The organism is Desulfitobacterium elongatum (assembly GCF_055378975.1).
In genome coordinates, this window is record NZ_AP038772.1 from 4,028,935 (window position 1) to 4,047,437 (window position 18,503).

At 43.0% G+C, this 18,503-nt stretch carries 15 protein-coding genes; 7 read left to right on the forward strand and 8 right to left on the reverse strand.

Features of this window, described 5'->3' with window-relative positions; genetic code table 11:
- Positions 1–55: 55 nt before the first annotated feature.
- The 8 genes from ACZ42W_RS19060 to ACZ42W_RS19095 all read right to left on the reverse strand — a co-directional run bounded on the left by ACZ42W_RS19060 (position 56) and on the right by ACZ42W_RS19095 (position 10,697).
- On the reverse strand, positions 56–1,462 hold the full coding sequence (locus tag ACZ42W_RS19060) for a peptidoglycan DD-metalloendopeptidase family protein (protein ID WP_464166840.1): 1,407 nt from the start codon (positions 1,460–1,462) through the stop codon (positions 56–58).
- Between the two features lie 99 nt (positions 1,463–1,561).
- Positions 1,562–1,774 (reverse strand): DUF3006 domain-containing protein, encoded by a 213-nt coding sequence (locus tag ACZ42W_RS19065; RefSeq protein WP_464166841.1) that lies wholly within the window; start codon positions 1,772–1,774, stop codon positions 1,562–1,564.
- 29 nt (positions 1,775–1,803) lie between these two features.
- Positions 1,804–2,748, reverse strand: a complete 945-nt coding sequence (locus tag ACZ42W_RS19070; RefSeq protein ID WP_464171094.1) for a ComEC/Rec2 family competence protein — start codon at positions 2,746–2,748, stop codon at positions 1,804–1,806.
- A gap of 241 nt (positions 2,749–2,989) precedes the next feature.
- The gene (gene pckA / locus ACZ42W_RS19075; RefSeq protein WP_464166842.1) at positions 2,990–4,528 is read right to left on the reverse strand and encodes a phosphoenolpyruvate carboxykinase (ATP); all 1,539 of its coding nucleotides are present in this window, start codon (positions 4,526–4,528) and stop codon (positions 2,990–2,992) included.
- Between the two features lie 273 nt (positions 4,529–4,801).
- Positions 4,802–7,153, reverse strand: coding sequence for a hydratase (locus tag ACZ42W_RS19080; protein ID WP_464166843.1), 2,352 nt, complete (start codon positions 7,151–7,153; stop codon positions 4,802–4,804).
- Between the two features lie 170 nt (positions 7,154–7,323).
- Positions 7,324–7,950, reverse strand: coding sequence for a fumarylacetoacetate hydrolase family protein (locus ACZ42W_RS19085; RefSeq protein WP_464166844.1), 627 nt, complete (start codon positions 7,948–7,950; stop codon positions 7,324–7,326).
- 118 nt (positions 7,951–8,068) lie between these two features.
- Positions 8,069–9,319: a (Fe-S)-binding protein gene (locus ACZ42W_RS19090; RefSeq protein ID WP_464166845.1), complete on the reverse strand. Its 1,251-nt coding sequence runs from the start codon at positions 9,317–9,319 to the stop codon at positions 8,069–8,071.
- Positions 9,285–10,697, reverse strand: coding sequence for an FAD-binding oxidoreductase (locus tag ACZ42W_RS19095; protein ID WP_464166846.1), 1,413 nt, complete (start codon positions 10,695–10,697; stop codon positions 9,285–9,287). Before ACZ42W_RS19095 ends, ACZ42W_RS19090 begins: the two co-directional genes overlap by 35 nt.
- Positions 10,698–10,903: 206 nt before the next feature.
- Here ACZ42W_RS19095 and ACZ42W_RS19100 point away from each other — a divergent pair, with 206 nt between their 5' ends.
- From ACZ42W_RS19100 to dapA, 7 genes are all read left to right on the forward strand, one after another.
- Positions 10,904–11,791: a LysR family transcriptional regulator gene (locus ACZ42W_RS19100; protein WP_464166847.1), complete on the forward strand. Its 888-nt coding sequence runs from the start codon at positions 10,904–10,906 to the stop codon at positions 11,789–11,791.
- Between the two features lie 410 nt (positions 11,792–12,201).
- Positions 12,202–12,954, forward strand: a complete 753-nt coding sequence (locus ACZ42W_RS19105; RefSeq protein ID WP_464166848.1) for a FadR/GntR family transcriptional regulator — start codon at positions 12,202–12,204, stop codon at positions 12,952–12,954.
- Positions 12,947–14,596: a dihydroxy-acid dehydratase gene (gene ilvD, locus ACZ42W_RS19110; RefSeq protein WP_464171095.1), complete on the forward strand. Its 1,650-nt coding sequence runs from the start codon at positions 12,947–12,949 to the stop codon at positions 14,594–14,596. The genes ACZ42W_RS19105 and ilvD overlap by 8 nt, the downstream gene beginning before the upstream one ends.
- Before the next feature lie 70 nt (positions 14,597–14,666).
- A complete protein-coding gene (locus ACZ42W_RS19115) occupies positions 14,667–14,942 on the forward strand; it encodes a UxaA family hydrolase (protein ID WP_464166849.1) in 276 nt (91 codons plus the stop codon).
- 34 nt (positions 14,943–14,976) lie between these two features.
- Positions 14,977–16,146 (forward strand): UxaA family hydrolase, encoded by a 1,170-nt coding sequence (locus ACZ42W_RS19120; protein WP_464166850.1) that lies wholly within the window; start codon positions 14,977–14,979, stop codon positions 16,144–16,146.
- 28 nt (positions 16,147–16,174) lie between these two features.
- The gene (locus ACZ42W_RS19125; protein WP_464166851.1) at positions 16,175–17,443 is read left to right on the forward strand and encodes a nickel pincer cofactor-dependent isomerase, group 22; all 1,269 of its coding nucleotides are present in this window, start codon (positions 16,175–16,177) and stop codon (positions 17,441–17,443) included.
- Between the two features lie 141 nt (positions 17,444–17,584).
- Entirely contained in the window at positions 17,585–18,493 is a 909-nt protein-coding gene (dapA, locus tag ACZ42W_RS19130; RefSeq protein WP_464166852.1) for a 4-hydroxy-tetrahydrodipicolinate synthase, read from the forward strand.
- Positions 18,494–18,503 lie beyond the last annotated feature (10 nt).

Below are 18,503 nucleotides of genomic sequence, written 5' to 3' on the forward strand. Positions count from 1 at the left end.
AGCAAATCTTTTTAAGTCCAATGATTACATTTGTATTTGTATCTGTATCAGATGATTAACGCACATAATTATTAGGGTTTACAGTATCTCCGTTTATAATAACCTCGAAATGTAAATGGGGACCTGTAACACGCCCAGTCGCTCCGACGAGACCAATGGTTTGGCCTTTTGAGACGGTCTGACCCGCCTTAACAAGTAATTTTGAAGAATGTGCATAGCGCGTTTGAATTCCGTTCCCATGATCGATAACAATACAGTTCCCATAATTCCCATTCCATCCTGCACTGATCACAGTCCCTGCTCCCGCAGCAACATAAGGATCACCAACAGAACCAGCATAATCAATCCCGGTATGGAACTCTCTACCACGATACCCGTAATACGAATTGATTCTTGTCCTCAAAGGTGCGCTTAGTCCGGAAGACTGACCACTTCCTCGAGAAGCGCTCGCCACTTGAATTGTTTTAGGTCCTTTAGTAACGACTTGGGTAACAGCTTCCTTTAAGACCTTTTCATCCAAAATCGTTTTCGAGATGACTTTATCATTTTTCTTGACATAGGAATACTTGATTTCCTTTTCTCCATCATTTCCTGACTGGGTAACTTTTGATTGGCCACTAGCCAAAGTCGCATCCGTCTTTGTCACAACATCAAAAGGGATCGTTTCCTTATCAATCTTTGTCCCTTCACTCACGACGGTAAGGTAGGGCGAGACCTTCTCAATAACAATCTTTTCTCCCGGTTTAATCACGGTATCCAATGTTGTACCCGGATTTGCCGCCAAAACCTCAATCGTTTTGAGGTCATTTTTACGCGCAATTAACCACCAGGAATCATTCGGTTGGATAACATACTCTTCCTTTTGCACATTACCTTGCTTGAGCTTTTCCAAAGCTTGCTCCAAAGAGATTACCTTTTCTGGCGTTGTTTCTACAACGTGTATTCCAACCTCTTCTTCGAAGGAGACGGAAGTAAGTTCATTGGATTCATCCGTTTTAGCATAAATCTCCTGATAGGCTTTCAAAAGCTGATCAGCTGCTTCCTGATTGGGGAGGGTAAAAATCGAGGTATTCGCGATGGTTAACTCGACTCCCTCAATATAGTAGGAAAGCTTCTGCTTTAGCTCGTCTTCAGACAACACGGTATAATCATCATTGATTCTCGCCCGAGTGTACTCAATCTGATCATGAGTTTTTGCTACTCCACCGACAGCTTCTCCATCTTCTTTGAGGACTGTCTCCACGAGTTTTTTACCACTTTGAACATTTTCAACAATTCCAATGTTTTCACCATTGATAATGACATATGCTGCTGAAGTCGTGGAGTTAAGATAATATCCTCCCCCACCAAGAAGAAGTAAAGCCACCAAAGAGGCACTTATAACCTTAGGAGACTTCCAGGAAACTCTATCTAACCATTTCGAAACTGGTTTGAAGTCCATATTAATCTTCACACGCCGCATCATGTACCTCCCATAAACTCACAACTTATTACTATTATATAAGATGGATGTGAAGATTTTGTGAATACTCGTCATTTTTTATTACTTTTATAGAATTTTTTACTCCCATAGGTCTTTGGCTAATTCTTCAATTTCTCTTTTGCGGCGTTGATTTTCTCCCTCATCAATGACGTACTTACCCCCGATTTGAACGATGCTATCCCCTTCCTTAGCATTTTGAGGGATTATATTCCGAGGAATTTCAACCCTCCCTCGATCTTCGCCTTCAACCACGGCATATTCTCCCTCGAAGCGATCAATGATTCCTTTCATATTCTCATCTCCCTTACTAGAATAGGATCTTACTTATTGGTCTTAAAGGATATTTCCCTTCCATCAGATTCTGCGACGATCGTCCCGAACTCATCCGTTCGATAGAGCTCTACTCCTGATTTCTTCAGTCGGTTAAGAGTAGAAGACGTTGGATGTCCATAAGTATTGTCTTTTCCTACTGAAATCACAGCATACTTTGGGCTTACCTTATTCAGAAACTCCTGAGTTGTTGATGAACTGCTCCCATGATGTCCGACCTTCAGGACATCGGCCTTTAAACTAGAAGATGAAGCAAGCATCTCTTTTTCAGATACATCCTCGGCATCCCCAGTAAAAAGGAAGGTATTCTGTCCGTAGACCAGTCGTAGAACAGCACTATAATTGTTCATATCCTCATACTCACTAGAATTCGGCGCAAGAATTTCGGCGGAAATCTGCGGGCTTGTAGCCTCCGTAGATCCCAAATCAAGTTTCAGTCCGGCTTTAGCTTCCTTAATCTTAAGTCCTTTATCCTGAATCGCGGTCAAGACATCTTTAAACGTTTGTGTATTGGTCGTGACTTTAGGCATGATTACCTGCCCGATGTCAAAGGTCTTAATGACCTTGTCAAGGCTCCCGATATGATCTTCATGGGGATGTGTTCCAATCACTACATCCAGCCGATGAATTTCTTGTTTTTTTAGGTAAGAAATAATCATCTCAGCGTCTTCATTATTTCCGGCATCGATCAGAATATTTCTCCCATTGGGAATCTGAATAAGGATTGAGTCTGCTTGCCCTACGTCCAAATAAGTTACTTTTAAGGTTGGTTGACTTCCCATTGGTTTTTCATTGGCTTGGCTTGATATCGTAACACTTGTTTGTTCGCTAGACGTTGCACAGCCAGTAGTGCCAATAACGAGTAAGAAAATCAATGCCATTCCCATAAAAATCCAAGCTCGTTTTTCCCTACTCCCATTTCTATCAAATATCATCATGATGTTACTCCTCTTCTTCTCAACTTTAGCCAGTACACGTTATTAAATAATACCGTCTAAAAAGACTTACGCCTTATTATACTTTCTATTTCTTTTCCATAAAACAGTTCGCACCTGACTTTAATCCGAAAACCTTGAGCAAAGACTTAAAGACCCGAAGGGCTATCCTTTTCTTTAATGATCTGGAAAGACAAAAAAAATCCTGAAAGCATATCTGCCATCAGGATGAATTAGGCCCTTACGCCTTAGGCCCCGCTTCCTTAATTTTTTCTGAGACATGACTAAATTGTTCAAAATTCAGCCTAAAGCGCGAAGCTAAGTCCTTTGCGTTAGAATCGTAGTCTTCTTTGCTCTGCCAGGTATTACGTGGATTAAGGACTTCACTAGGAACTCCCTCAACCTGATTTGGAACATAAACTCCAAAGATAGGATCCTCTGTATAGTTTGCGGTTTCAATGGTACCCTTCAGCGCAGCCGTAATCATTGCCCGAGTGTATGCTAAGTTAATACGCTTACCCACACCATAGGGACCTCCGGACCAACCCGTATTTACGAGATAGACCTTCGTGCCATAGGTGGCAATTCTCTCTCCGAGCATTTCTGCATAGACTCGAGGCTCAAGAGGAAGAAACGGTGCTCCAAAACACGTTGAGAAGGTCGCCAAGGGTTCAGTAATTCCGCGTTCCGTTCCTGCTAATTTTGAAGTGTATCCTGAAAGGAAATGATACATTGCTTGTTCCTTCGTTAATTTGGAAATGGGGGGTAAAACACCAAACGCATCAGCAGTGAGAAAAACAATTACTTTTGGATGTCCGCCCACTCCGGGGATGAGTGCTCCCTCGATATGGTCAATAGGGTAAGCCGCACGCGTATTCTCCGTTAATGAGCTATCTGCATAATCCGCCACTTGGGTATCCGGTTCCAAAACGACATTCTCTAGCACGGCACCATGCTGGATAGCCTTCCAAATTTGAGGTTCTTTTTCTTCGGCAAGATTAATGCACTTGGCATAACACCCGCCCTCAAAATTAAATACCCCCTTCTCAGACCAACCGTGCTCATCGTCTCCGATGAGTTGGCGTTCTGGATCAGCCGAAAGGGTTGTTTTGCCCGTACCCGACAACCCGAAGAACAGAGCGACATCGCCTTTTTCACCCCTATTTGCGGAGCAATGCATAGGAAATACCCCTTTAAAAGGTAATAAGTAATTCAGCACACTGAAAATCGACTTTTTCATTTCCCCAGCATAATGGGTTCCACCGATTAAAATGACCCGCTTCTCAAAGGAGCAGATAATGAAGGCTTCAGAATGTGTTCCATCCGTTTCTGGATTTGCCTTAAACCCTGGAACTGCAATAATCTTGAACTCTGGTTGATGTTCTTTTAATTCAACCTCAGTCGGTCGAATAAAGAGCTGATGGACAAAGAGATTTTGCCAAGCATACTCATTAATGACTCGAATCGGGAGACGATAATTTTCATCCGCACCAGCAAATCCGTCGAAAATAAAAAGTTCTCGTTCCTTAAGATAGAGTTCGACCTGGCTATACAGACTTTCAAAGTGCTCCGAGGAAATAGGCCTATTTACGGAACCCCAAGCGATTTGATTATGGACCAAAGGTTCATCGACGATAAACTTATCCTTAGGTGAACGACCAGTATACTTACCCGTACTTACACAGAAGGCCCCAGACGAGGCAAGGACCCCTTCCTGACGGGCGAGGGCTCTATCAACTAATTCAGACACTGTAAGATTGTAGTGGACTCTTTCATTCATACAATGCTTGCTCCTTTTTTCTGAACTCGGTTAGACCTGATATTTTGCACATCCACTATTATAACAGCACATTTGATCATTAGTACATACTTTATTACTTAAAAAACAATATTTATGAGACTCAGTCATTCCCTTTATTGACCTATAGGTCGATATCTCAAGGTATAAGAGTCTCACATTCCAATATCAAAAAATAACGCTGAGTCTACCTTTATGGTACCCTCAGCGTTAGTGTTCAATCAGTTCCTATTTGACTTTTATTCTTCTCACCCTTTACTTCGCCGCGTAGTAGTTAATCAAACACCCTTTTAAGATGATTTCCCTCTCATCCTGGGTTAAGTGGCTTAGTTTAAGTTCGATCTCTGTCATCCCCTCAGATGTAAAGAGTTGAGCTGGGATCCTTTCTTCCTCATTCAGTACCCTTTGTTGAATACCCGGAATAAAGATGAAATCATCTACCTTAAACGTGATTTCAGAATCGCCATCCATAGTAAACGGAAGCATACCCCAGTTAATCAGGTTACTCCGATAGCGTTTCGTAGCATATTCTGTGGCAATATTGGCCCAGCCGCCCAGTACCTTTTGACAAGAAGCAGCTTGTTCCCGAGCTGAACCATCCCCTGGTTTAACAGCGTAGATGACAGTTCCGATTCCTGTGCTCGCTAATACGCTCTCCACATCTTTAAAGGACGAATGATACTCCAGTACTTTTTCCCCGACTTCGCGAAGCGAATCTGTCATCTCTGCCTTGTCTTCTGCCCTTAAATCAAGCTTCCGACGTTCATTTTCTAGGGCTTGAACCCCTTTGGCACGACCAACGTATTCAGGATCCTTCCTCGACAGAGTAAATTCAGCAAGCTTTAACGGGTTTGAGCGATAAGAAGAAGTCTCACCGGAAGGAATTAATTCATCCGTTGTTGTGACCGGATCGTTGATCACTGCAGCAAACTTCAAGAGGATGTTTTCCGGTAAAGCAATCATTTCCGGCCAGTCCGCAATATTAGGTCCGAACTTTAACTCAGCTTCTAGCTTTGGATTTCCAAATCCCTGATACACCCTCTTGGTGTAAATCTCAGAATTAAATTCATAGGGCACAGAGTTAGGTGTCATTTCAATTTCAGTCGCAGCGGTCAAGCGGCCCCCATTAATCACGGTCGCTGCTATGGATCTTGCATCCATTAAGGCCACGGAAGAAATCTGTAGATCACCGGGTTTCGAGCCTTCCCGATTCGGGAAGTTCCGAGTGGTGTGGCGGATACTAAATTGCCCGTTAGCCGGGACATCTCCTGCTCCAAAGCAGGGTCCGCAGAACGCGGTTTTAATGACAGCGCCTGCAGACATTAACTTTGCTACAGCACCATTCTTAACAAGTTCGTAGTAAATCGGTTGGCTCGCCGGATAGACACTAAAGGATAAATAATCATTCCCAACGGATTGGCTATCCACGATAGAGGCCACATCCATCAAGTTCTCAAAGCTTCCACCCGCACAGCCTGCGACAATCCCCTGATCAACCATAAGCCTTCCATTCACAATTCGGTTCGTTAAAGAAAAGTTAATAAAAGGATTATTAAGCTGTTTTCTTCCTTCTTCTTCGACCCCTTTAAGAATATCATAGGAATTCTGATTGAGTTCTTCTATGCTATACACGTTGCTCGGATGGAAGGGTAAAGCAATCATGGGGACAATCTTACTTAAGTCAACTCTTACCATACCCTCGTAATAGGTAACCTCACCGGGTTCTAACTTAGAATATGCCTCTGGGCGACCATGGACTTCAAAGTACTTCTTCACTTTATCATCCGTGACCCAAATTGAACTCAAGCACGTTGTCTCCGTCGTCATGACATCAATACCGTTTCGATAATCGACCGATAAGTTCCCGATTCCAGGTCCGACAAACTCCATCACTTTATTCTTGACAAAGCCATTCTTAAAGACCGCTCGAATGATGGCGAGAGCGACATCCTGGGGACCCACTCCTAATTGTGGTTTACCCTCTAGGTAGATCGCTACAACACCAGGATATCTAACATCATAGGTTTTCTGCAGAAGCTGTTTTACAAGCTCTGGTCCCCCTTCTCCGACACCCATCGTTCCCAAAGCTCCATACCGGGTATGACTATCAGACCCAAGGAGCATACTTCCGCTCCGAGTCATCATCTCTCTCATATATTGATGAATAACAGCTTGATGGGCAGGAACATAAATTCCACCATACTTTTGAGCGGCAGAAAGACCAAACACATGATCATCCTCGTTAATCGTTCCACCTACTGCCGAGAGACTATTATGGCAGTTTGTCAGTACATATGGAATGGGGAACTCCTTAAGTCCACTTGCCCGTGCGGTCTGAACAATCCCGACATAAGTGATATCATGCGAGGTTAAGACATCAAAGCGGATTTTCAGATTGTCCATATCCGTTGTGGTATTATGCTTAGACAAAATTTGATAGGCCATGGTATTTTTACGAGCACTCTCTTGCTCGATCTTAGGAAGCCCTTCCGGTAAATCCTCGGGATTCACACGCTGACCCATTAGATCAAATAGAACATTATCTTTAACCTCAAACGTTGGTCTTCCATTGACAAGATATATCCCATTTTCGATAAGTTGAACCATATATTAACCCTCCGCACTCTTGGATTTCGCTTCGAAAACTCTTCCAAAACGAGGCATGGTTTTAATTTACCTAGAATTTTGGTTTCTAGCAACCGTTTTCGAACAAGTATACAATATTTATAAAAAAAATAAGGGACAGGCCGTAAATGCTCCCCTTATTTGTTCTCAGCCTATTTGATTCGAACGCTAAACTCTCCGACGTTCTCTTCCTTCCATTTAAGGACGAGTTGATCTCCATTCTGCAAGGGGCCGACTCCAGCGGGTGTTCCTGTAAAGAGAATATCTCCCTCGCCTAGCCCAAAATGCTTCGCACTAAACTCGACGATTGTAGGAATATCAAAAATCATATCCTTGATATTCCCTCGCTGAACTTCTACACCGTTCTTTTCGAGAGTAAAATCATAAGACATTGCAGCTTCCAATCCATCGAAAGGGAGCCACTTGGACAATACGGCAGAGTTAGGGAAACCCTTTGCTAATAACCATGGGTAACCTTTCTTTTTCAGTTCATCCTGGACGTCTCTCAAGGTTAAATCCACACCTACCGACACTTTATCAATGAGGTCCTCGATCTTCATCCCAGGCTCATAAGCTTTCGCAATATGAACAACAAATTCTACTTCATAATGAACTCCTCCTTGCCCACCTGGCATGAGAAGAGATTGTCCATTCGCTTCAGCAAGGGCATGAGTAGGTTTTGAAAAAAGGAACGGCGATGTGGGTACCGCATTGTTTAGCTCCTTAGCATGCAGTTGATAATTTCGACCAACACAGTAAATGTTTTTTATAGATGTCATTTTAAATTCCTCGCCTTCTTTTATAGCAATTCTCATTTTAGCTTTTTAAGGTGTGTCTAGACAATTAACCACATCATATTCGATGTGCTGAGAACTTTCAAGCTCAAAAAACCTGACTCTATTTCTCCCCATATGCCTGACTTAGCAACTCAATCGGATGCACAACTCTTTGCGACATGTTCTCTTTACGAACACCATGGCCTATTTGCATCTCACAAGCTGGGCAGGCCGTAGCCACAACCTCTGCTTGCGTATCCGCGATATTTTTAAGCTTCTTATCGAGAATCTTCATCGATAACTCGTAGTGACTTAAGTTAAAGGACCCCGCACCACCACAACATTGATTCGCCCCAGCCATATCTTTAATCGATAGTCCTGGAATACTTTTTAACATTTCTCTGGGTTCTTTCTGAATCATAAGTCCCCTACAAGCATGGCAGGGGTCGTGATACGTAACTGTAACTGGCAGAACCCCTTCGGGCGGCTTAAACGAAATATCCTTCATTAAATACTGTGTAATATCCCTAACCTTGGCGCTTACGGTCTTTGCTTCCTCCGTGCCCAGTTTTTCTCCAAACTCCTTTAAGGCCGAACCACAACTCGGGCAATCTGTGATAATTGCATCGACTTTTAAAGCTGCAAAGGCTTTTACATTCTCTTCAGCTAATTTTAAGGCAGTTTTTTCATCCCCACTAGCCTCTGCCGGAATACCACAACACGATTGATCTGGAATGAAAACTTCTATGTTATTATGCTTAAGAACATTAAGCACAGAACGCCCCGTATTTTGATAAATATAATTCGTCATACATCCAGTAAAATAGGCAACCCTACCCCGTGGGTTTTCCACGGGTATATGCTTAGGAAACGCTTTTCGGAACGGACGATCACCTTGGACATCCGGCAAAAGGTGTTCTTTAGCTTCCAAATGATCTGGGAAAGGTTTTAGCAGGCGAGTCTTGCGAACAAGCCAGCGTAACCCGCTACGTTGATACAGCTTTAATAAACTCGACGCTGCATTGAGTCGTTTATTATGAGTCAATAAGTGATTGAATACGTTCTTCTTAATCAATGAGAGCCCGTATTTCTCCACGACCTCTTGGCGAGCGGCGAGCACCAACTTATCCGTTGCCACACCGTTAGGACATGATGCTGAGCAGTTTTTACATAAAAGACATAAAGACATAATTTCAGCCAGTTTTTTGCTAAACTCTAAATTCCCTTCAAGGAACTGACTAAAGAGAAAAACTCTTGCCCGAGATCCCATGGTCTCGATTCCTAGTTCTCCGTATATCGGACAAACTGCCAAGCATCCACCACAACGACTACATTGATCAATTTCCTTTTGTAGCAGTGAATAATCCTTCACTTTCTTCACCCCCAAATATTTTCCCAGGGTTTAGAATGTTGAAGGGGTCAAAAACCCTTTTAATCTCCCGAAAGTAGCTAATTTCTTCTGGAGTGAATTGCAAACTGAAAAACGGGGATTTCATTAGCCCAATACCGTGTTCTCCGGTTAGGGTACCACCTAGTTCGATTGTGGCCTCGAATATTTCCTTAACGGCATTTTCGACTCTTGCCATCTCTTCAGGATCACGCTTATTCGTTAAAATATTCGGATGTAAATTTCCATCACCAGCATGGCCATAAATTGGCATCGGCAGATTATATTTCTTCGAAATGTCTTTTAAGCGCCGGATCATTTCCGGTATTTGTGTACGAGGAACCGTGGCATCTTCGGAGACTTTTGTGGGATTTAACTGCACAATGGCAGCGGAAACGGCCCGACGTGCAACCCAAAGCTCCTCTGATTCTTCATCATCCTTCGCTACCTTAACTTCAGAAGCTCCATTTTGTCTACAGATCTCGGCAATAATCGGTCCTTGTTTCTCAACAACCTCTTTATCCCCATCTACCTCTATAAGTAAAATAGCCTCAGCCTCCCGAGAAAGTCCCAGGTGCAATTTATTCTCAACACAATTGATTGCCAGATCATCCATAATTTCTAAGGATGAAGGAATAATTCCTTGAGCGATGATTTGAGGAACAGTTTCAGCAGCCCCTTCTAGTTTCGGAAACATGCTTAAAATCGTTTTCTTTGCTTCTGGCTTAGGAATAAGCTTTAAAATCGCCTTTGTCACAATTCCTAATGTGCCTTCAGAAGCTACAAATAAACGAGTAAAATCATAACCCGAGACATTTTTGACAGTTTTGCCCCCAGTGTGAATAATTTCTCCCTTCGTTGTGACAATTTCCAAACCCATGACATAGTCGCGGGTAACTCCATATTTAATAGCTCGAGGCCCACCGGCTCCCTCTGCGACATTACCTCCAATAGTACAGGTCTTAAGACTTGCAGGATCAGGGGGATAATACAGGCCGAGTTTTTCCACAGCTTGATGAAAGTGCCCGGTAATGACCCCAGGTTCAACAACAGCTACCAAATTTTTTGCATCAATCTCTAAGATTCGGTTCATCCTAGTCATATCCATGACTATTCCGCCTTTGACAGGAACGGATCCTCCACTTAGGCCTGTGCCTGCCCCCCTTGGGATTAAAGGAGTTTTATGGGCAACGGCTAACTTCACAATGTCTACCACTTGCTGTGTTCCATTAGGTCTTACGATAACATCAGGCATAAAGGTTCGAAATGTGCCATCATAGGAATAACACATTTTGTCTTCTAAGGAATGAAGAACATTTTCCTGACCCACGATGCTAATTAGGTTTTGAATGAGTTCTGACATCCTTTTTACCCCCATACACTTTTCCTAACTGAAAACCGGCAATATTGACCGAGTGAAAACATTCGCTTGACTTCGAATATCTTGTATTTGTAATTGACCTACTGTATAACTAATGATAATTTTAAGTTAAATTTAATATGAAGTAAAATGAATAAATTCGATTTCTATTATGACCATTTTCGATAATAGTAAGGAGAGATATTCGTATGTACAATCCTGGAATAGAGGCATTTCTAGCTGTTGTTCAGACACAGAGTATAAGCCGAGCTGCAGAACAGCTTAATCTGGCACAATCTACAGTTAGCAAAAGATTAAACGTATTGGAGCAGGAATTAAATACTATTTTATTTGACCGTGGTAAGGGAAATAAATCACTTAAGTTAACACTTTCCGGTGAAGCTTTTATTGATATAGCTGAACGGTGGCAATCTCTTTGGCGTGAAACACACTATTTACAAAGCTCTAGTACTAACCCTATTTTGTCAATCGGAACGCTTGACAGTATGAACTATGCTGTTTTCCCAAGCGTATTTCGGGCTTTAAGCATGCACGAGCCCAGAATGAATCTCAAAGTGGTTACATCCCATTCTTCGGAATTATACGATCTCGTTGAGCAAAGACAAGTCGATGTTGCTTTTACAACACTTCGAAGAGAACACCCCAATATCACAGTGGAAAAATGTTTCTCTGATTCTATGGTAGGAATGCGCATTGCACTGCCTACACGTTCAGAGTCTGAGGTCATTCACCCTCACGAACTGGATGCCAATAATGAATTGTTTGTTTATTGGGGCCCAGAAAACAAAATTTGGCATGATCAATGGTGGAATCCTTCAAGTCCTGGCCAAATTCGACTAGATACTGCTCAACTTATTCTGTCCTTTTTACACGCTGAAAGACAATGGGCCATTGTTCCTCTCTCTGTAGCAAGAACCGCTCAAAAAATGGGCAATTACAATATCTTTCGTTTCTCCGAAGCAGTACCTGACCGTATATGCTATAAACTCACCCATAAATATTCAAAAGCCAGCACTTTGGCTAGTATTAAAATCTTGGACCACTATTTAAATATGCTTCAGGCAGGATTACTCTAAGGAGTATCGCTCACACCTTCAAGGAAGAAGTGAGCGATACTCCTTTTGTAAGAAGAGAAAAGATAATTTAGTCTTAATTTGGCAGAATTAACTGAAAAAATCAGCGATAAATGCTCGTATATTTTAAATAATTCATAAACGTATAACTTTAGGCATTTTATCAGAATACTCTGTCGAAATAAATTGCTTTAATTATTACTTAACCTCTTGTAGAATTTACACAAGATAACTAATTTTACGTATTATAACTTTTCTTACAAATAATAGCACAACTTCAATGACGAACTATCTTGAACTAGGGTTGGAGTTTGCCCAGTTAGGTAATGAATTTACAGAATTGTCCGACTCATCTGGTCACTCACTCTTGTACTTGGCTGATATTTCACTACTCTCAAAGGCGGTAACATACTATGGGCAAATACACCATCCAAAAGAAAAAGCTATATGAAGAAGTTCTGGAGCAAATCTCGAAACTTATTGTCAGCGGTGAGTACCTGGTAGGCGATCGGCTTCCTTCTTTACAAGAGCTGAGCGAAATGTTTGCAGTAGGGAAGCCAACTCTACGTGAAGCATTAAGTGTTCTTAGTTCCAAGGGAACTCTTGAAATCAGGCACGGCAGTGGGATTTTTGTGAAGAGGCTGGGAGAACCGAATCTGCAAGAGTATCCTCTCTACTTAGGTGAGGTAGAAAGTAATAATCTCCTTTCTTGGTTGGAGTTTAGAAAATCAATCGAAGTTTCGACTGCGGGACTAGCAGCACAACGCCGTACGGAGGAGGATCTGCTGTCGATTGAAGAGGCAAACATAAATATGGAACAGGAAATTGCCTCAGGGAAAATTGGCGCGGCGTGGGATTACAAATTTCATGAACGAATTGCAATTGCCTCTCATAATTGCATCTACGCCGAGGTTATTAAAACAACAGAGCATATCCTTAAGCATTACTTCGAATCGAATTTACGGCAAACTTTAGCAATGCCTTTAAGACGGAATCTAGTGACTGTGGAACATAAGGATATTTTAGTTTGTATACGACAAGGCCATATTCTAGAAGCGCAAGAAGCCATGATGCGACACCTCACGAATGTGGAGAAAAAAGTAAATTTATCGCGAGATATGAGAAGAGCGAAAGAGGATGATTCGATCAGTGGAAAAAATGATTAGAACTTCGAAGGAACTTTTTGATGGTGTTAAAGGTGCTTATCCCCGGGCAATGTTCAAGTCAGTTGGATATCGTCAGGAAGAATTAAGCAAGGTAGTCATCGGGGTCGTTAGCGCCTGGTCTGAATTCCACCCGGGCAGTTATCCTAATAAAGAACTCGCCCAGTTCGTTAAGGCAGGGATTTGGGCCGCAGGGGGAACTCCGGTAGAATTTCACACGATTGCGGTTTGTGATGCCATCGCCCAAGGTAAAGGAATGCATTTTTCATTGCCCAGCAGAGAAGTTGTGGCAGCTGAGATTGAAGTGATGGTAGGCTCAGGAGGCTTTGATGGATTAGTATTGTTACCCTCTTGTGACAAATCTCCAGTGGGGATGCTGATGGCGGCTGCACGTTTAAACATTCCGACCATCTTTCTTCCCCCCGGGCCGATGCTCTCTAATTTTGTCAATGAGAAGCAATATGTTATGTCCGATATTAAAGAAGGAATGGGAGCCTTCAAAGATCAGAAGTTGACCTTGGAGGAATTTGAAGCGATCGAGAGTGACACCTGCGCAACGGTCGGCGTTTGCGGCATGATGGGGACAGGGAATACTATGGGGTGCCTGATTGAAGCTTTAGGAATGAGTTTACCGGGTGCGGCTACGATTCCCGCAGTTTACGCTGCCAAAAGGCGGATGGCAAAAGAGACAGGAGAACGCATCGTTACAATGGTGCTTGAACAGTTAAAGCCTAGCCTGATTCTCACAAAAGCAAACTTTTATAATGCCGTTCGCTTTCTCATGGCGATTGGGGGGTCGACGAATGCCGTCCTTCATTTGCCCTCAATGGCTCAAGAAGCGGGATTAGAAATTACCTTAGAGGAAATTGACCGACTTTCGAGTCAGACACCTTGCATTGCTAAATATAAGCCTTCAAGTAAATACACCTTATGGGATTTTTATGAGGCTGGTGGCGTGGGTGCAATACTAGGAATCCTGGCGCCCCTCCTAGACCTTGAAGTTTTAACCGTTACAGGTGAAAAAATTAGTAAATACTTCAATAGCGTTAAAAAATGGGATTCTATTAGGACACTGGATAATCCACTCCAATCAGAGGGAGGCATCCGAATCCTTCGTGGCAATTTGGCCCCCGATGGTGCTGTGATCAAGGTCAGTGGAATTATAGGGGCACCAACTCGGCAAGTAGGGACTGCCAAAACATTTGACTCTGAAGAAGAATTAATGGACCACATCCTATATAAAGAAGTTAAAGCAGGAGATGTGCTGGTGATACGCTATGAAGGACCTCAGGGGGGACCTGGAATGAGGGAAATGTCAATCCCGGCAGCTTTGCTTACTGGAATGGGTTTAGGAGATAGTGTCGCCATGATCACAGATGGCCGTTTTTCTGGAGCCACGCGGGGCTTCTGCATAGGGCATGTCACACCGGAAGCGCAAGTTGGAGGACTCATCGCACTTGTTCATGATGGAGATCAAATCGAAATTGATATTGACCATAAGCAAATAAATCTCTTAGTGAACCCGGAGGAAATTAAAAAACGTCGGAGTGAACTCAAACCACGTGAGTTACCCGTTACTAAAGGCTATTTAGGGGTATATTGCCGCCATGTCGGACAAGCGAATCGAGGGGCTGTTTTAACTTAAAGTGAATCCCTGAAGCAATTACCAGTTTTGTCCAAAGACTGAAACAAAAAGATTACAAGGAGGAATACGTATGCCTAAAGGACTACAAATAAGTCATTTAGATAATGTTGCTGTCGTCCTCGAGGACGTGAAAAATGGCCAAGAGGTTCTTATCAATTCAGATGGGAACGTCACGATTATCCAGGCTTGCAGTGATATTCCCTTTGGCCATAAAATCGCTATCTACGACATCGAAGCAGATGATTCTATCATGAAGTATGGAGAAGAAATTGGTAAGGCAAAGGTTAAAATTTTCTGTGGTGAATGGATTCATCTTCAAAATGTTTACTGTGAACGAGGACGTTAGAGAATAGAGATTCTAGATGAAGGAGGAGTAAGACATGTATCACTTTTGGGGTTATCGGAGGAGCTCTGGCCTACCGGGAATTCGAAACCATGTGGCTGTCATTTCATCTGTTTTTTGTGCAAATACAGTGGTGCGCCATATTTCTGAACAGGTAGCGAATACGGTGGCCTTAACCCATCCCGTCGGGTGTAGCCAGGTTGGGCTTGACCTTGAACTTACGGCTAAAGCCTTAATAGGAGTAGGAAGACACCCGAATTTTTATGGTGTTATTGTCGTTGGATTGGGCTGTGAACGATTTAAGGCTCAGGAACTTGCTGAAAGTATCGCTGCTACTGGCAAACCAGTGGAGATGCTTGTCATCCAGGAAGAAGGAGACACACTTAAGGCGATTGATAAAGGAGTCCGTTTAGCTCAGCAGATGGTACAGAAGTCTGTTAAACAAATCAAAGAAGAATTCCCGCTTTCGGAACTTTGTCTTGGACTTAAATGCGGTGGGACAGATGCGACTTCGGGAATCGCTGCCAACCCTACCCTCGGATGGGCAACTGATCAAGTCATTGCTGAGGGTGGGCGGGCTATCTTTACGGAAGTTACAGAACTCATTGGGGCTGAACAGATTCTTGCTCGACGTGCCGTAAACACTCAAGTAAGCGAAGATATATTAAATACAATATCCCGCATGGAAAACAAGTTAAGACTTGGGACAGGTCATACCGAATTGCCAAGCCGTTCCGCTCTTATTTCTCCTGGGAATGAAGACGGCGGGGTTACCACCGTCGCCGAAAAGGCTTTAGGTGGAATCCATAAAGGTGGGACTTCACCAATCAGTGGTGTTTTGAGCTATGGAGAGGCGGTGCCTGGACCGGGGTTATATATCCTCGATTGTCCCGGCCATGATGGAGAAGCAGTCACGGGGTTAGTTGCTTCCGGTTGTCAGCTTGTTGCTTTTACAACAGGTCGAGGAACTCCGACAGGATTCCCGGGTGTTCCAGTGCTGAAGCTAACTGGGAATAACACAACTTACGAACGGATGAAGTTTAACATTGACTTTAATGCCGGCGGGGTCATGGAGGGTTTGGCGCTTTCTCAGATAGGTACAGAATTATTGGATCAAATCTTGATGATTTCTTCAGGAGAGCCAAGTAAAGCAGAAATCCTGGGTGGTGATGAGCTATTTTGCATCACTCGTAGTTATGGTGGCTGATGGAGATAAAAATGGGAGTTGATTTATATTGAGTGCAATAGAACAATTGCTGGAACCCATCAAGATTCCTGACATGGTTAGAATTAAGCAGTCCTTTGACAGCACATATCTGGAAGACCCTGAGCAAGAACTGCGTGCGAAATTAGACGCTAAAGATGTCACTTCCCTCATTAAAAAAGGGCAGAAGATTGCAGTGGCGGTGGGCAGTCGCGGAATTTCGAATATATCATTAGCGGTAAAAGTAGTCGTCGAAGAATTAAAAAAGGCAGGGGCAGAGCCCTTTATCGTTCCTGCGATGGGTAGCCACGCCGGTGCGAATGCCGAAGGGCAGAAAAATATGCTCGCTGGTTTAGGCGTGACGGAAGAGACTATCGGGGCACCTATTCGAGCCACTATGGAAGTTGTACAAATTGGAACCTCCGTCAATGGGCTTCCTGTGTATCTTGATAAATATGCATATGAGGCTGACGCTATCGTTATCATAAACAGAATTAAACCTCACGTAGGATTCAGAGGTCCCTATGAGAGCGGTTTGATGAAGATGATTACGATTGGGTTAGGTAAACAAAAGGGAGCAGATATCTGCCATGAACTTGGCTTTGGAAAAATGGCAGAAAACATTCCGGCGATTGCTAGCGTGACCTTAGCAAAGACGAATTTGCTTTTTGGGGTGGCCCTGCTCGAAAACGCTTACCATAATACCTGCCGAATTGAAGTGTTGAAAAATGAAGAGATTGCGGCTGAAGAACCTGCCTTGCTTGCGTTGGGTAAAACTCTCATCCCAAAACTGTACTTTGATTCCCTCGATGTTTTGATCATTGATGAGATCGGCAAGGACATTAGCGGAACCGGATTTGATAACAACATCGTCGGAAGATACCACTCACCCTTCGTAAGTGGTGGTCCCAATATTACGCGCATTGCGACTCTTGATATTACAGAAAAGTCGCATGGCAATGGCAACGGTCTAGGCATCCTGGACTTTACCACAAAAAGAGCTTTTGAAAAGTTTAGCTTTGAACAAACATATCCCAACGCATTGACCTCGACAGTGCCATTATCGGTTAAAATCCCGATGGTCCTTAACAATGATAAACAAGCCATTCAAGCTGCGATTAAAACCTGCAATATCCTTGATAAAGAAAATGTGCGACTTGTCCGGATCAAGAATACATTATCCCTGGGCGAAATCGAGGTATCGGTGAACCTCTTGCCAGAAGTAGAAAATAACCCTCATTTGAAAGTGCTGGGAAACCCCTACGAATTAAGTTTTGATTGCAATGGAAATCTTTTTTAATAAAGGCCTTCTGGCTTAATCTTTATGAACAGAAGTTCATTGAAGGGAGGTGGGTCGTGGAAGACTCAGAGGGCCATATGTAGAGATAAAGAAAAGAAGCACCCGTCTGGAAGATTTTAAAAAAGGAGGTATTCTGTTCTATTGTTTAAATTAACTGGCGTGTATGCTCCAATCCCTACTCCTTTTATTAATGGAGAAATTGCCTACGACAAATTAGAGCAAAATATGAATTTCTGGTTGCAATCCAAGTTAACCGGGATTGTGGTTATGGGTTCCAACGGGGAATTTACTCTACTCGATCCTGAGGAAAAGGAGAAATTGATTTCTTTTGTCTGTAAGAAATCAAAAGGAATCAAACCCGTCATTGCTGGTACAGGGGCTGAATCTACAAAAGAAACCATCCGTTTATGCCAGAAGGCTGCCGAACTTGGAGTCGATGCAGTTTTAGTGGTAACCCCTCATTATTATAAGGGGAGTATGACTGATGCTGCTTTGAAAAGATTCTATAACGATGTGGCAGATGCTAGCCCGACTCCAGTGATTCTTTACAATATGCCTCGTAATACTGGGCTAAACCTAAATTCTAAATTGGTTGCTGACCTAGCTCGTCATCCAAATATTATCGGGATGAAGGACAGTGGTGGAAACATCGTTCAGATAGCAGAAATTGTTAATTCTGTAACAGGTAATTTTTCAGTCTTTGCAGGATCGGCCAGTTTTCTTTATACGAGTTTAGCTCTAGGGGCAAAAGGTGGTACCTTAGCCTTAGCTAATATTTTCCCAAACGAATGTGTACAACTGCTGGAACTATTCGAATCCGGTCAACAAAAGGAGGCCAAGGAACTTCAATTAAGGCTGATCGAAAGTAATGCCGCAGTCACTTCTCGCTGGGGAATTGCAGGCTTAAAAGCTGCTATGGACCTAATAGGTCTCTACGGTGGGGAGACTCGCCTACCCCTTTTGCCGATTGGAGAAGCAGAACTAGCAGAATTAAGGCAAGTACTCTTAAGGACAGGGTTTATTCCTGAAAAGCAAGGTCTTGTTTCTTAATTCAAAGCTA